The organism is Mycobacterium sp. NPDC050853, from assembly GCF_040653875.1.
Classification (GTDB): domain Bacteria; phylum Actinomycetota; class Actinomycetes; order Mycobacteriales; family Mycobacteriaceae; genus Mycobacterium.
The window spans coordinates 1-14,026 of sequence record NZ_JBFAGW010000002.1 but is presented as its reverse complement, the minus strand read 5'-3'; the positions used below and the strand labels follow the sequence as shown (position 1 = coordinate 14,026).

Genomic DNA, 14,026 nt, shown 5'->3' with positions numbered 1-14,026 from the left:
TGACACCCATTTCCTCTACACCGTTGTAGCTAGAACGTATAGTCAAGCTCGACGGTAGACCTTGTGAATGGGTGTGACAAGAGCCAATTTGGCTACCAGGTGTCGGCGGTCGGGGGCTACAGGTAATACGTGGCAGCGCCGCCGGCCACGATAAAGGTCGCGCATGCGCGCACCGCGACCTCCGGGTCAATTCCGTGCGCAATCGCAGCCATGACGCCGGACCGTATGGCGCTGGCGGACATGGTCGCCAACAGCAGGCGTCGCTGCGGGTCGGCAGCACCCTTCGTATCCAATGGCGCGAGGGCGGTCGTGATCCGGGTGACCGCGTCGGTGAGAACCTGCTCATTGAACCCAGGGATCCGAGGTGCCGTGGAATCGGCGAGTAATCGCATTCCGAGTGGGCGTGATGCGGCATGGACGAAGAACGGTTCCAGCGCGGCACTCAACGAGGCGACCGGATCATCGAGGTTGACCATTTCTGGTGCTGACACATTGTCGAAGATGGCGCGCATCAACGCCGCCTCACGGCTGACAAGCCGTATGAGTAGTCCCTCCTTGGAACCAAAATGTGCGTATAGCGTCTGTTTTGTGACCTGGCCGGATGCCACTATCTGCTCCATGGTCACCGCGCTGCAACCATATTCGGCAACGACCGGCAGCACGAGATCGAGCAGCTCATCGTCGGTCGGACGGTAGCCGGGGCTGCGCCCTGTCGGTCGCGACGTGCTGGATTTACGTGGTGGCACTCAAATACCGTAACCGCCCGGCATCCCCGTGCGATGAATTCACGCGGTCAGTCGAGCACTTTGATCGAGAGCGTCGGCTTAGGTGCTTTCCCGTGCTGCACCCGATCCCACGCGGCATCGATGAGTGGCTGCAGAAGCAACGCGCCCATCTGACGAACCAGCACGGAGACAACCTGAGTCGATTCGGCACGAGCCGTCGGGGCCATGCCCTCCTTGCGCAGTGTGGACACCTCATCGCGGGTCAGCCCGATCAGCGCGTCCAGCAGATGCATCTGTGAATCGGAAGGCTCCAGCACGGCTCGGCGCACGTAGTTGACGACGGGCGGGTTCGCCTCAAGCATGTGCGTCACCGCGCTGTCGCGAGCTGCCGCAAGCTTGCGCGGGTCCTTCTCGCCGCTGACGGACCGCAGTGTGTCGACGAAGTAGTCGACGACGAGCTGGTCGACGGCCTCGCGCAGGCCTGCCTTGGTCTTGAAATGGTGCTGTACCAGCCCGAGGGTCACCCCGGCCTCGGATGCCACCGCACGCAACGAGATTCGCTCTTCGCCGTACTGGGCGTAGAGATCCAGCGCCGTATTCCGAATACGCGCCTTTGCGGTGAGGTCCTCATCGGTCGCGCGCGGGTTTGCCATGGGGCCCATCATACCGCAGCCCTTTACAAATGAATCTGAAACAATACACTTGTATTGACTCGACGAGGAGGTCCAACACATGTCCGAACTTTTCCCGGCCTACCGTGCGTCCTGGGAGACCGACGCGCACCGCGACCTGCGCAAGCATGCCGCCGAATTCCTGCGTAAGGAGTCCACGCCCAACCAGGAACGCTGGAGTGCGCAGCACCAAGTGGACCGCGAGTTCTGGAACAAGATGGGCGACGCCGGGCTGCTGGGCCTGGACCTGCCCGAGGAGTATGGCGGCGCCGGCGGCGATTTCGGCCTCTCCGCGGTGGTCGGCGAGGAGCTGGCGCTCGCACAGGACACCTCGACCGGTTGGGCCGTGCACTCGCCGATCGTCGCGCACTATGTCAACACCTACGGCAACGAGGAACAGCGGGCCCGCTGGATGCCGGGCATCATCAGCGGCGACCTGGTACTGGCCATCGCGATGACCGAACCCGGCACCGGCTCGGACCTGCAGGCGGTGCGCACCACCGCGATCCGCGACGGCGATCATTACGTCGTCAACGGCTCGAAGACGTTCATCTCCAACGGCACTCACTGCGATCTGCTCGTCATCGTCGCCAAGACCGATCCGTCCCAAGGTGCTGCCGGAGTCTCCCTCATCGTTGCCGAGACCAAGGACCTGCCCGGTTTTCAGCGGGGGCGCGTATTGGAGAAGGTGGGCCAGCACGGTCAGGACACTCGCGAGCTGTTCTTCGCCGATATGCGGGTGCCGGTCGGCAATCTGCTCGGCGAGCAAGAGGGACAGGGGTTCTATCAGCTCATGTCCCAGTTGGCCCGCGAGCGGCTCATCATCGCTGCGGCCTGCTCCGGTATGGCCGAGGGTGCGCTGGTGGAGGCCATCAAATACACCAAGGAGCGTGAGGCATTCGGCAAGCCGCTCATCAAGTTCCAGAACACCAAGTTCCAGCTCGCCGAGCTCAAGGCCGAGGTGCTGTCCATCAAGACCACGGTGGATTACTGCATCCAGCAATACCTCGACGGCAACAACGACCCCGCGACCGCCTCGATCGCCAAGCTGATCGCCGCGGACAAGGGCGTATCCGTGGTCGACCGGTGTGTGCAGTTCTTCGGGGGTTACGGGTACATGATGGAGTACCCGATCGCGCGGGCCTACGCGGCTGCCCGGGTCAACAAAATCTACGGTGGCACAAGCGAAATCATGAAGGAAATCATCTCTCGGTCTTTGTGACGAGGCGCGGGTAAGGAGTGGCAATGAAGCAGCACAACAAGGTTTTCGTCGTCGGCGTCGGCATGACCAAATTCGAGAAGCCGGGTCAGCCAACAGAACATGCGGCGGGTTGGGATTACCCGGCCATGGTCAAGGAGGCCGGCACCAAGGCGCTCGACGACGCCGGTGTCCGGTACGAGCAGATCGAGCAGGCCTTCATCGGGAACGTCTACGGCGACTCGTGTTCGGGCCACCGGGCGCTCTACGAGCTGGGCCACACCGGCATCCCGATCTACAACGTCAACAGCAACTGCTCCACGGGATCCACCGCATTGTTCATGGCGGCCAACGCTATTCGCAGCGGACAATCCGATGCGGTGTTCGCGGTGGGATTCGAGAAGATGGAACCCGGTTCGCTCGGCATGAAGTTCGCCGACCGGGAATCACCGCTGGGTCCGCAGCTCACCGCGCTCGGCGAGATCAGCCAGCCGCAGTTCCCGATGACCGCGTGGATGTTCGCCGCAGCTGCCGAGGAATACATGCGCGAGTACGGCCTGACCGCCGAACAGCTGGCCTGGATCGGGTACAAGAACCACAAGCACTCGGTCAACAACCCGTACAGCCAGTTCCAGGACGAGTACTCGCTGGAGGACATCCTGGCCTCGCGGACCATCGTGGGGCCGCTGACCAAGCTGCAGTGCTCACCGACCTCCGACGGGTCGGCGGCCGCGGTCGTGGTGAGCGAGGAATTCGTGGACAAGCATGGGCTGGCCGATCAGGCCGTGGAGATCGTCGGGCAGGCCACCGTCACCGACCGCGCCGACACCTTCGATGGCACCGCGGCGGGCATCGTCGGCGCGCATATGAACAAGGCGGCGATTGACACGGTGTACGAGCAGGCGCAGATCGGCCCCGGGGATATCGACGTCATCGAACTGCATGACTGCTTCTCTGCCAACGAAATTCTGGTCTATGAAGCGCTTGGGCTGTGCGATCAAGGTGGAGCAGGGAAGTTGATCGACAATGAGGACACCACCTTCGGCGGGAAGTGGGTGGTCAACCCGTCCGGCGGACTGATCTCCAAGGGACACCCGCTGGGCGCGACCGGACTGGCCCAGTGCGCCGAATTGAACTGGCAGCTACGGGGTCTGGCGGACAAGCGCCAGGTCGCCGGCGCTGCCACCAAGGACGGTGTCGGGTTGCAGCACAACATCGGGCTCGGTGGTTCAGTGGTTGTCACAGCGTATCGTCCGGCGCAGCGTTGACCGGGCTCTGATCCATAGGATGGCGCGATGACACAGTCTCGAGGGCGCATCTGATGACCCGCCCGACGACGCTCTGCGAGGCGTTTCAGCAGACCGCCGCGGAGCAGCCCGATCGGGTTGCGCTGCGCACCGTCGGTGACGTTGTGACGATTACCTGGCGGCAGTATCGCGACCGGGTCCGCGAGATCGCCACCGGCCTGGCCGGGCTGGGCGTTGGCCCCGGGGACACCGTCGCATTGATGTTGACGAATAGCCCCGAGTTCCATCTCTGCGATACCGCGGTATTGCATTGCGGGGCAACACCATTCTCGGTGTACAACACCAACCCGTCCGAGGTGCTGGCCTACCAGTTCGATAACGCCGACAACCGGGTGGTCATCTGTGAGCAGCAGTTTCTGCCGCAGATCCGGGCCGCCGTCACGCAAGGCGGCAAGGTCGAGCACATCGTCTGTGTGGACGGTGCAGTCGCGGGGGCGGTGCACTTGGAAACTTTGGTGCCCGCTGCCGATTTCGACTTCGAGAACACCTGGCGTTCGGTGCGCCCGGATGACCTACTAACCATCGTCTACACCTCGGGCACCACCGGCCCACCCAAGGGTGTCGAGCTCACCCACACCAACTTCATCGAGAACGCCCGCATCACCGAGGAGATGGGGCCGATCGGGTTCGACGACCGTGCCGTCTCCTACCTTCCCGACGCGCATGCCGCCAATCGCTGGTTCAGCCACTACCAGAATCTGTTGTACGGGTTGCAGGTCACCACGGTGGCCGATCCCAAGCAGGTTCTTACCGCGCTGGCTGATGTGCGCCCAACGATGTTCCTCGGCGTACCCCGGGTCTGGGTCAAGGCCAAGATGGGACTCGAGGCAGCGCTGGAAGAGGCCAGCCCGCTGCGGCGTGCGTTGGCGCGCTGGGCCATCGGCGTCGGCCGACGCCGGGCGCGTGCCGAATCTGAGGGACGGCGTCTCGGGCCGCCCGACCGAGTGCGCCACGCCATCGCCGAGCGGCTGGTGCTGTCCTCGATCCGTACCCGCATTGGCCTGGATCAGGTGAAGGTCGGAGCCAGCGGTGCGGCGCCCATCCCTGTCGACGTACACGAGTACCTCCTCGCCCTGGGGATTCCGATCAGCGAGGGCTACGGAATGACCGAATGCACCGCTGCGGGCACCATCAGCCGCGCGGACCGGATCAAGATTGGCACGGTTGGTCTGCCGGTCCCCGGCGTCGAGGTATCACTCGGTCCTGATGGCGAGGTGCTGTTGCGCGGTAAGAGCATCATGCGTGGATACCGCAAGATGCCCGAAAAGACCGCCGAGACCGTCGATTCTGATGGGTGGCTGCACACCGGGGATATCGGCGAGTTCGATGCGGACGGATACCTCAAGATCGTCGACCGCAAGAAGGAAATCATCATCAACGAGGCCGGCAAGAACATGTCGCCGACCAATATCGAGAACGCGATCACGGCGAACACACCACTGGCCGGGCCGGTTGCGGTGATCGGCGATCGGCGGCCCTATAACACCGCGCTTATCACGCTGGACCCCGACGCCTTGGCGCGGTTCGCCGAAAAACACGGCCTCAGTGGGCCGCACGGCGAGCTCGCATCGGATCCCGCGGTGCGCATAGCGGTCGACGAGTGTGTGCAAAACGCCAACCGCACCCTGTCACGCGTCGAGCAGATCAAGACTTTCACCGTGCTACCCGAGGTCTGGGAGCCCGGATCGGACTGTCTTACGCCGACGAACAAGCTGCGGCGCAAGCCGATTGGAGAGAAGTACCGCGAACTGATCGAGGCTATGTACTAGGCGGCGTACACCAGACCCGACCGCGCGAATCGGCCGGCGGGGGAGAACCGGTCCAGGATGGCATCGGCCGGCTCACCGGCCCACTCGGTGATGAGCTCCTTGGCCGACTCGATCGAGGTAACCCGTTCGAACGGCTTCGGATCGTCGAGCAGGCTGAACAGCTTCGACGCGAATCCCTGGTGGACATGACCGGCCGCGAAGAACAAGTCGCCATAATCGTGCAGCTCGTCGTCGCCGAGATAGAGCCTCGTCACCAACTGCGCGGCACGAGCACGCCGGTCGTAGAACTCCTCGAATGCCTCGGTGAGCCATGCGGTGTCGAAGGGCCCGTCATGCGCGGCGGCCTTGTGGACCAGAGCGGCCGCCTGGACCAGGCCGCCCTGCGCGCCCTGCCCGGCAATCGGGTCATAGGCCACCGCGGTGTCACCGAGCGCCGCGACGGGATGCCCGCTGGCGGTGTGACCCACCCCGTGCCGCACCAGCTGCGTCACGGCACCGGTGATCCACGAATGCGGATCCTCCTCGATGACGTTGAGCGACAACACCTCCGGTAGGTCCCAGTCGAGATAGTCGCGATGCACACCGGTCACCGCCTGCAGGGCGGAGGCAGCGCTGTCGACGGCGGAGTACCGCCGCTCCCACTCGCTACCGGGTTTGGCCCAGGTCAGGAACGACCATGACGGTCCGGCGTCCTTATGCAGATACGGACCCCACCACGCCTCACCCTGATCGGTGATGAACGAGAACGCGCTGTGACGGCCACCGGCGGGGCCGCGATGCGCGAAAACCTCTGGCCCATGACCCAACCCGGCAACCGTCAGCATCAACAGGCGGCGCTGTGGGCGGTCGTACACCGTGCGAGCGGTATCCACCGGGAACAGCGACGACAATCCGCCACGGCCGGTCGCCACCAGCGTCAGATCGTGCGCGGCGGCGATGGAGTCGAGCCGTTCCGGATCCACCCGCTCCACGATGAACTGCCCGCCCCGTTCCCGGAACTCGGTCAGCCGGTCATCGGCCTTGAGCCGGGTATCCACTGCGACGCCGCGCGTACCCGCGTCGAAGTCGGCGTCGAAGGCGATCAGCTCGGTTCGCGCGGCATCGCTGCCGTCGACCAGGCGCACACTGAGCCCGGTCGAGGTGGGCCCCGGTTCCAGGTAGCTAGACAGCCCCAGGCCCGCCTCGGCACGTTGCGCTTCGCCGAAGATCAGCGCGGTGCCGGTCGCGGGCACATCCTGCCGCAAACTCCGCTGATCACGATCGCTGTAGATGGTGACGTCAAAACCTCTGTCCAGCAGTCCCAGTGCGGCCGTAACGCCGGTCTGACCGGCACCGATGATGGCCGCCTTGCGTCCGTGTCGTGTCGTCATGCCCGCCACTATCGGCGTGCCACCTTGTGCGCGAAAGGCACCTGCTCACGGTGATTGCAAGGGTCATAATCGGGTGTGCAAAATCGGCAGCAGCTAGAGCCAGGGTTTCAGTACCTTCTGGTTACCGATGCGCTTCGAGGCGCGGGGCAGTTGAGGCAGCTCAAGGTGGGCATCGGGCTCTTGTGCTTCTCCATCGTGGTTCTGGCGGGAGCCAACCAGTTCAACCCGTTAGGGCCCCAGGGGGTGTGGCCACGCACTATCCAGGCGATCGCGGCCGCGATGGCGGTGATCGTCGGCCTGTGTTGGATCATGTTTTCCTGGCCGAGTCGGCGCGGCATGGTGGCGTTCGTGATGTGGGCGGATGTGACGTTGGCGATTGCGGCAGCCATGTTTTCCGACCCGACGGCCAGGCTCTGTGCGGTCGCATACCTTGGCCTGGTCGGGCTCCTGCCCACCTTCTTCCTGGGTAGGCGCGCCTTGGTGATCCACTGTGCGTTCGCCCTGGCGTTGTTCGGCGTGCTGGTGGCGATGAACGTCCTGGTTGACGGTGCGACGTTGTCCGCGCAGTTCACCTACGGCGCACCGGCGCTGTCCGCGGTGGTACTGATGCCGGTCATCATCCAACTAGTCCTCGAAGGAGGCCGAGACTCAATCATGGCCGCGGCAGTCTCCGCGAACCGAGATCCGCTCACGGGTCTGTTGAACCGTCGAGGCGTGACAACCGCGATTGACCTGTTGCACCGCGGTCGCATCGACGCCGTCGACGTCGTCGTGGTCTTGATGGATGTGGACGGGCTCAAAGAACTCAATGACACCCGCGGTCATGGCGCCGGCGATGCGATGTTGAAAGCAGTGGCAGCCATGCTCACGGCGAACACACGGGTCGGTGAGATCGCCGCGCGCATCGGTGGTGACGAATTCTTGGTGGTGGCGTTCCCTGGCCGTGCCGAGAATGTCGACGGCACCATTCGCCGCGTCAGCACTCCGCGCGCGGGGATTGACTCCTGGAGCATCAGCGTCGGTGCCGCGTGGCAGTCCCAAACCGGCCGTAAACTTGACTTGGATTCGCTTGTCCAGCAAGCGGATTACGAGTTATACAAGGTCAAAAGCTCTCGTGGGATGCTGGATACCCAACACTGAGTGCGTACCGGTCAGCCCTCGGGTGCGGCGTAGGTCTGCCGCCCGGCGAGATAGGTGGCCCGCACCGTGATATCCCGCAACGCGTCCGCGTCGACAGCATGCGGGTCTGCCGACAACACCACTAGATCGGCGTACTTGCCCACCTCGAGACTGCCGATTTCAGTATCGAGATGCAGCTGCCAGGCCGCGTCGATGGTCTGCGCCCGCACGGCCTGCGCGACGCTGAGCCGTTGTTCAGGGGCCAGCACTTGGCCAGATCCCTTCGCCTTGCGGGTGACTGCGGCGGCGATGTTGCCCAACGGATCTGGCGGGGTGACATTGCCGTCGTTGTGGAAGGAAATGCGCAGTCCCGCGTCCACCGCCGACTTCGCGGACATCCAGTGCGCACCGTGGTCCGCACCGAACAGCTCGTCGATGAGCGGATCTCCCCAGAAGTAGACGTGTGCGATGAACAGGCTTGGGTGCACACCCAGGCGTGCCGCGCGCTGGAACTGTGCGGGGGTCATCGCACCGACATGTTCGAGGCGGGAGCGCGCCGAGACGGGGGACTGGGCCTTCTCGTATGCGTCCAGAACCACGTCCACCGCGCGGTCGCCGTGAACGTGGCAGGACAGCTGCCAGCCCTGTGTGATGAAGGCCGTCGCCAGTTCGGTGACCTGTTCGGGCGTGTAGTTCATACCGCCGTGGTGGTGCGGTTCCAGGCCCATGCGGCGCGTCGCCTCGGTGTCCAGATAGGGGAACGAGGTGAAAATGTTTCCCTGCCAAGGTGATCCGTCTGCCCAGAGCTTCATACCGATCTGGGCGAACATCTGGTCCGCGCCGACAGCGGACCCCGCCACATGCGCCGGGTCCTTGGCCAGTTCGGGAGTCCCCATTTCGTAGGCGCGGATACGCAGCGTGACGTCAGGGTCGGCGGCCAGCCTGCGGTACAGATCGCCCTGCTGGGTCGCGCTGTAGCTGTGCTCGCTGGCCGTGGCGATTCCCGCTGCCGCCAGCTGCCCGCAGGCCCACTGCAGGTTTGGGTAGGCATGGGGCTCCGCGACATTCCGCAGATACGGCGTCACCAAGGTGATCAACGCCGCCGTCTCCCGGACCTCACCGGTGAGCTCACCATCGGGCCCGTGCACATACTCGGCGCCGACGGGGTCGGGAGTGTCCTTGGTGATACCGGCGAGCCGGAAGGAGGCGCTGTTGGCGTAGGCGGCATGCCCGCTATTGGCCACAATGACTACCGGATTATCCGGTGCCAACGCGTCGAGCTGTGTGCGCGTGGGCAATTGGAGATCGGGTTGCAGCAGCACGTCGATGCCGTATAGCAGCACCTGCGCGCCCTTCGGTGTGGCTTCAACGGTATCGGCCAGCTTCTGCATGACCTCCTTGCCGGTGGGAACAACGAACGGGCGGACATCCACGGCGGGTGGACCGAGCGTCGCGGCGATCTGGCTCGGGTGGCTATGGGCCTCCACGAACGCCGGAAGCAGCGCACGTCCGTCGAGTTCGACCAACTTCGTCTCGGCGGTGCGCAGCTTCATCACGTTCTGCCGTGTACCGACGGCTGCGATCTTCCCGCCGGCTACGGCGAGCGCCTCGACCGTGGTGCCCTGACCGTCGACCGTCACCACGGGGCCGCCCACGAAGATCAGATCGGCTCCGGCGTCAGGACCGTCGGGTGCGGTGCCATCGTCGCACCCGGTGAGTGCGGCCAAACCGGTTGTGGCAGCGGCCACGGTGGCACCTCCGATCACAAACCGCCTCCGGTTGATAGACAACGGAGAATCCTGTTACAGCACCACCACGGAGCGCAGTACCTCGCCGTGATGCATCTTCTCGAACGCCTCCTCGATGTCTCCGATCGCAATGCGTTCGGAGACAAAGCGATCCAGCGGCAGGCGGCCCTGCTGGTACAGGCTGACCAGGGTGGGGAAGTCGCGTTCGGGTAGGCAGTCGCCGTACCAGGAGGACTTCAACGAGCCGCCGCGGGAGAAGAAGTCGATCAGCGGCATGTCCAGGCGCATATCGGGGGTGGGCACACCCACCAACACCACGGTGCCGGCCAGATCGCGGGCATAGAAGGCTTGTTTCCAGGTTTCCGGGCGGCCCACCGCGTCGATGACGACATCGGCGCCGAAATCGTCGGTGAGTTCCTGCACCGCGGTCACCACGTCCTCGACATTGCGGGCGTTGATGGTATGGGTGGCACCGAAGTCCTTGGCCCAGGCCAGTTTTGTGTCATCGGTGTCGATGGCGATGATCTTGCGCGCCCCCACCAGGGCGGCGCCCGCGATCGCGGCGTCCCCGACACCGCCGCAACCGATCACCGCGACGCTGTCATCGCGTCCGATATTGCCGGTGTTCACCGCCGCACCGAGCCCGGCCATAACCCCGCACCCGAGCAGCCCCACCACCGCGGGATCCGCCGAGGGATCGACCTTGGTGCATTGACCCGCGTGCACGAGGGTCTTTTCGGCGAACGCCCCGATGCCCAAGGCGGGGGTGAGTTCGGTGCCGTCGGTCAGCGTCATCTTCTGTGTCGCGTTGAAGGTGTCGAAGCAGTACTGCGGGCGGCCGCGCTTGCACGCGCGGCACTCTCCACATACCGCACGCCAGTTCAGGATCACGAAATCGCCTGCCGATACCGAAGTGACACCCTCACCGACGGTTTCGACGATGCCTGCCGCCTCGTGGCCGAGCAGGAACGGGAACTCGTCGTTGATGCCGCCCTCGCGATAGGTGAGATCCGTGTGGCATACCCCGCACGCCTGCACCTTCACAACCACCTCGCCGGGGCCCGGGTCGGGGATCACGATGTCCACCAATTCCACCGGAGCCTTCACCGACCGAGCGATCACACCGCGCACCGTTTGAGCCATGCCGAGACACTATCGTCATCCCTGTGAGTGCTCTTGACCTTGTCGCCGATTGGCCCGTGCCCACGGTTTCCGCCGCGGTGGTGGGGCCGGAGGGGGTCAGGGCCCAAATCGGCCCGGTGACGCACCAATTCGCTCTCGCGTCGGTAACCAAACCGCTTGTGGCCCGGGCGGCGCAGGTAGCGCTCGAAGAGGGGGCCATCGACCTCGCCACCCCGGCCGGGCCTCCCGGCTCGACCGTCGAGCATCTGCTCGCACATGCTTCGGGGTTGTCGCTGCTCTCTGACGCCATCATCGCCAAGCCGGGCACGCGTCGCGTCTATTCGAACTATGGCTTCGCAGTGCTGGCGCATGCGGTGGCCGCCGGGGCCACCATCGAGTTCGGCACGTATCTGCGTGAGGCTGTGCTGGAGCCGCTGGGTATGGGAGACACGGTGCTGCCCGGCGGGGCAGAAACCGCCGGGTATGGGGGAATATCCACGGTCAACGACCTGGTGGCCTTCGTCGGTGACCTGCTGCGGCCACGCATTGTGACTCCCGAAACGCATCAACGTGCCACCAGCGTCGTCTTCCCGGGATTGGACGGGGTGCTGCCCGGCTACGGCGTGCAGCGGCCCAACGACTGGGGTCTGGGCTTCGAGATCAAGGGCACCAAGATCCCGCACTGGACCGGCGCCGAGAACTCGCCTGCCACCTATGGGCACTTCGGGCAGGCGGGCACCTTCATCTGGGTGGATCCGGCCATTGACCTGGCGCTCGTCGTGCTCACCGACCGGTCCTTCGACGGCTGGGCCAACCAGGTGTGGCCGCAGCTCTCGGACGCGGTGCTGGCGGAATTCGGCTGAGATTCCCGCGTGAGCGGAAGGCCGGCCACAAATTCTCAGGAAGCCGTTACCTCAAAGTCGTCGGTAGGACTGGCGCAACACGCGCATCACGGGGCACAATGGTGTCACAAGGCACATTGGTGTAATTCGGTAACACGCTCTAGAAGCTTCACGAGCCGTTGGGGAAGACGTTCTCGTCGAAGACAAAGGAGCACTACGAATGCACGCGTCGCCTCAGTTCGCCGACTCGACAACCGGCGTGGTGTACCTCCATGCCTCACCGGCAGCGGTATGCCCGCACGTCGAGTGGGCTTTGTCGTCAACCCTGTCATCGATGGTGCCCGGACGCGCCGGTGAAACGGTCAAGCTGCGCTGGCAGGCCCAACCGGCCATGCCGGGGCAGCTGCGTGCCGTCACCAACTGGGTGGGTCCGGTCGGTACCGGTGCGCGTCTCGCCAACGCCCTGCGCTCATGGCCGGTGCTGCGCTTCGAAGTCACCGAGGATGCCAGCGAGGGCGTGGACGGTCAGCGGTTCAGCCACGTTCCGCAGCTCGGCATGTGGAGCGGCAGCACGAGCGCCAACGGCGACATCATGGTCAGTGAAATGCGGTTGCGCGGGCTGATGGATTCCGATTTCGGCAGCATCACCGCCGAACTCGACACCATGCTGGGCACGGCATGGGACGACGCTCTGGAGCCCTACCGCAGTGGCGGCGACGGCGCCGAGGTCACCTGGCTGCGCGGAGTCGGATAGAGCCTCAGCTCTTGCCGGCGTTACCGATCACCCGGCTGACCAGAAAGCCGATGTAGGCGAGGCCGCCGAGGCTACCCACGATGCGGGTACGCCGGAACGCCAGTGCCAGCCCGAGCAGCAGTTCGGTGACGCCGTTCTGGTAAACCCAGCGGCGGGTGTCCTCCGGGAAGGCGACCTTGGAGAGAGACTCGAACGGCTGGGGCGCGACGAAATGCGCCACACCGGTGGCTGCCAGTCCTGCGCCGCCCGCCCGGAAGCCGATACCTGTGAGGCGAATGCCGAGACGCACCAGAGTCTGGATAAGTGCCGAAAGCCGCTGGAACAGGCTCGGGCCGACCTTGGTCGTGACGAGCGTCGCGGTCGGCTGACCGTCGACAAGCAACTTAAGTGCCTTCTTACGCCGCAGTGCCATTCCTCAGACTCCCTTGTCGATTATGTGAATGAAACGTCACTCTAACAGTGAGGGCAAGAGCTAGGCATCGGCTTGCCGGGCGGTGACGTCGATACCGAACGTCTCTACCAGGAAGCTCACGATCGCGGGTGTCACCCGACGCGGCCAGAACCGGAGGGTGGCCAGTGTTCCGACCGAAATCACTTGCGCACCAACGATATCGATCGCCAGATTGTGAGCATCGGCCGCTGGATGCAGCGGATCGGCGGACAGCGAGAGGATCATCGTCGGCGCACTCACGGCCCGGCGTACCGCACGTGGTGGTGCCATCCGACCCACCAGCATCCCCTTCATGAATGCCGCAGACCGCGCCGGCGAAGCGGTCAGGAATTCACGGATCAAGCCGAGGGTGGGCTGTTCGGTTTCGGGGAACGATCGGGCTACCGCGCCGGCCAGCCACACCAGTGGCCGACCAAGGGTGAACAGGGTGAGCCCGGCTGACCACAGATACCCGGCCGCGCCGATGCCCCGCTCTAGGAACGGTCCCTCTAGCAGCAAGCCGGCCACCCGCTCGGGTGCCAATGCCGCCGCCTCCACCGAAATGTTGGCGCCGACCGAGGTTCCGCCGAGCACCGCACGCTCGACCCCCAGGGCATCCAGGGCGCCGATGAGCTGACGTCCCAAGGCCTGTGAGTTATAGCGGTCGGGCTCCAGCGGGCGCTCGTCCGCGGTGGTGCCGAGCAGATCCAGGCAGATCACTCGAAAACCGCGCTCGGCCAATTCCTTTGCCCACGCATGCTCCAGATAATGCGAGGTGAGGAAGGCGTGTGACAGCACCACAACACGGTCCCCGGAACCGAACTGGCGATATGCCAGCCGGTGTCCGTCGACGGTGAGTGTGGTGCCGACTGTCACAGTGGGATGTTTTTGTGGCGGCCGCGGCGGTTGGGGGCTTCGGCGAGTGCGCGGGTGAGGACGGCGCGGGTTTGTGAGGGTTCGATTTCTTCGTC

At 64.7% G+C, this 14,026-nt stretch carries 14 protein-coding genes; 6 read left to right on the top strand and 8 right to left on the bottom strand.

The features are described from left to right. Positions 1-116 precede the first annotated feature (116 nt). Positions 117-746 (bottom strand): TetR/AcrR family transcriptional regulator, encoded by a 630-nt coding sequence (locus AB0H22_RS08350; protein ID WP_358146198.1) that lies wholly within the window; start codon positions 744-746, stop codon positions 117-119. A gap of 47 nt (positions 747-793) precedes the next feature. Next, a complete protein-coding gene (locus AB0H22_RS08345; RefSeq protein ID WP_180751883.1) occupies positions 794-1,378 on the bottom strand; it encodes a TetR/AcrR family transcriptional regulator in 585 nt (194 codons plus the stop codon). A 79-nt stretch (positions 1,379-1,457) separates the two neighbouring features. On the opposite strand from AB0H22_RS08345, the gene AB0H22_RS08340 reads away from it, so the two are divergent. The 3 genes from AB0H22_RS08340 to AB0H22_RS08330 are packed head-to-tail and all read left to right on the top strand — an operon-like array spanning position 1,458 to position 5,670. After that, a complete protein-coding gene (locus AB0H22_RS08340) occupies positions 1,458-2,618 on the top strand; it encodes an acyl-CoA dehydrogenase family protein (RefSeq protein WP_180751884.1) in 1,161 nt (386 codons plus the stop codon). A gap of 23 nt (positions 2,619-2,641) precedes the next feature. After that, on the top strand, positions 2,642-3,862 hold the full coding sequence (locus AB0H22_RS08335) for a lipid-transfer protein (protein WP_358146195.1): 1,221 nt from the start codon (positions 2,642-2,644) through the stop codon (positions 3,860-3,862). 53 nt (positions 3,863-3,915) lie between these two features. Further along, on the top strand, positions 3,916-5,670 hold the full coding sequence (locus tag AB0H22_RS08330) for a long-chain fatty acid--CoA ligase (protein ID WP_358146193.1): 1,755 nt from the start codon (positions 3,916-3,918) through the stop codon (positions 5,668-5,670). Here the strand turns inward: AB0H22_RS08330 and AB0H22_RS08325 are convergent. Then, positions 5,667-7,040, bottom strand: coding sequence for a styrene monooxygenase/indole monooxygenase family protein (locus AB0H22_RS08325; protein ID WP_358146191.1), 1,374 nt, complete (start codon positions 7,038-7,040; stop codon positions 5,667-5,669). The two genes, AB0H22_RS08330 and AB0H22_RS08325, sit on opposite strands and share 4 nt — an antisense overlap. 75 nt (positions 7,041-7,115) lie before the next feature. On the opposite strand from AB0H22_RS08325, the gene AB0H22_RS08320 reads away from it, so the two are divergent. Then, positions 7,116-8,180, top strand: a complete 1,065-nt coding sequence (locus AB0H22_RS08320) for a GGDEF domain-containing protein (protein ID WP_358146189.1) — start codon at positions 7,116-7,118, stop codon at positions 8,178-8,180. Between the two features lie 11 nt (positions 8,181-8,191). Here AB0H22_RS08320 and AB0H22_RS08315 read toward each other — a convergent pair whose 3' ends face one another. Together AB0H22_RS08315 and AB0H22_RS08310 are read right to left on the bottom strand one after the other, a co-directional pair. Next, positions 8,192-9,949 (bottom strand): amidohydrolase, encoded by a 1,758-nt coding sequence (locus AB0H22_RS08315; protein ID WP_358146187.1) that lies wholly within the window; start codon positions 9,947-9,949, stop codon positions 8,192-8,194. A gap of 12 nt (positions 9,950-9,961) precedes the next feature. After that, a complete protein-coding gene (locus tag AB0H22_RS08310) occupies positions 9,962-11,050 on the bottom strand; it encodes an S-(hydroxymethyl)mycothiol dehydrogenase (RefSeq protein ID WP_358146185.1) in 1,089 nt (362 codons plus the stop codon). A 23-nt stretch (positions 11,051-11,073) separates the two neighbouring features. Here AB0H22_RS08310 and AB0H22_RS08305 point away from each other — a divergent pair, with 23 nt between their 5' ends. Then, on the top strand, positions 11,074-11,892 hold the full coding sequence (locus tag AB0H22_RS08305) for a serine hydrolase domain-containing protein (RefSeq protein ID WP_358146183.1): 819 nt from the start codon (positions 11,074-11,076) through the stop codon (positions 11,890-11,892). Between the two features lie 199 nt (positions 11,893-12,091). Then, positions 12,092-12,625, top strand: a complete 534-nt coding sequence (locus AB0H22_RS08300; RefSeq protein WP_180751892.1) for a DUF3145 domain-containing protein — start codon at positions 12,092-12,094, stop codon at positions 12,623-12,625. Positions 12,626-12,629: 4 nt separating this feature from the next. On the opposite strand, the gene AB0H22_RS08295 is transcribed toward AB0H22_RS08300, so the two are convergent. The 3 genes from AB0H22_RS08295 to AB0H22_RS08285 form a co-directional block, all read right to left on the bottom strand. Next, on the bottom strand, positions 12,630-13,037 hold the full coding sequence (locus tag AB0H22_RS08295) for a hypothetical protein (RefSeq protein WP_358146180.1): 408 nt from the start codon (positions 13,035-13,037) through the stop codon (positions 12,630-12,632). A gap of 60 nt (positions 13,038-13,097) precedes the next feature. After that, the gene (locus AB0H22_RS08290) at positions 13,098-13,931 is read right to left on the bottom strand and encodes an alpha/beta fold hydrolase (protein WP_180751894.1); all 834 of its coding nucleotides are present in this window, start codon (positions 13,929-13,931) and stop codon (positions 13,098-13,100) included. Continuing rightward, positions 13,928-14,026, bottom strand: a 99-nt coding sequence (locus AB0H22_RS08285; RefSeq protein ID WP_358146683.1) for a hypothetical protein, incomplete at its 5' end; no start/stop codon positions are given. The genes AB0H22_RS08290 and AB0H22_RS08285, both read right to left, overlap by 4 nt.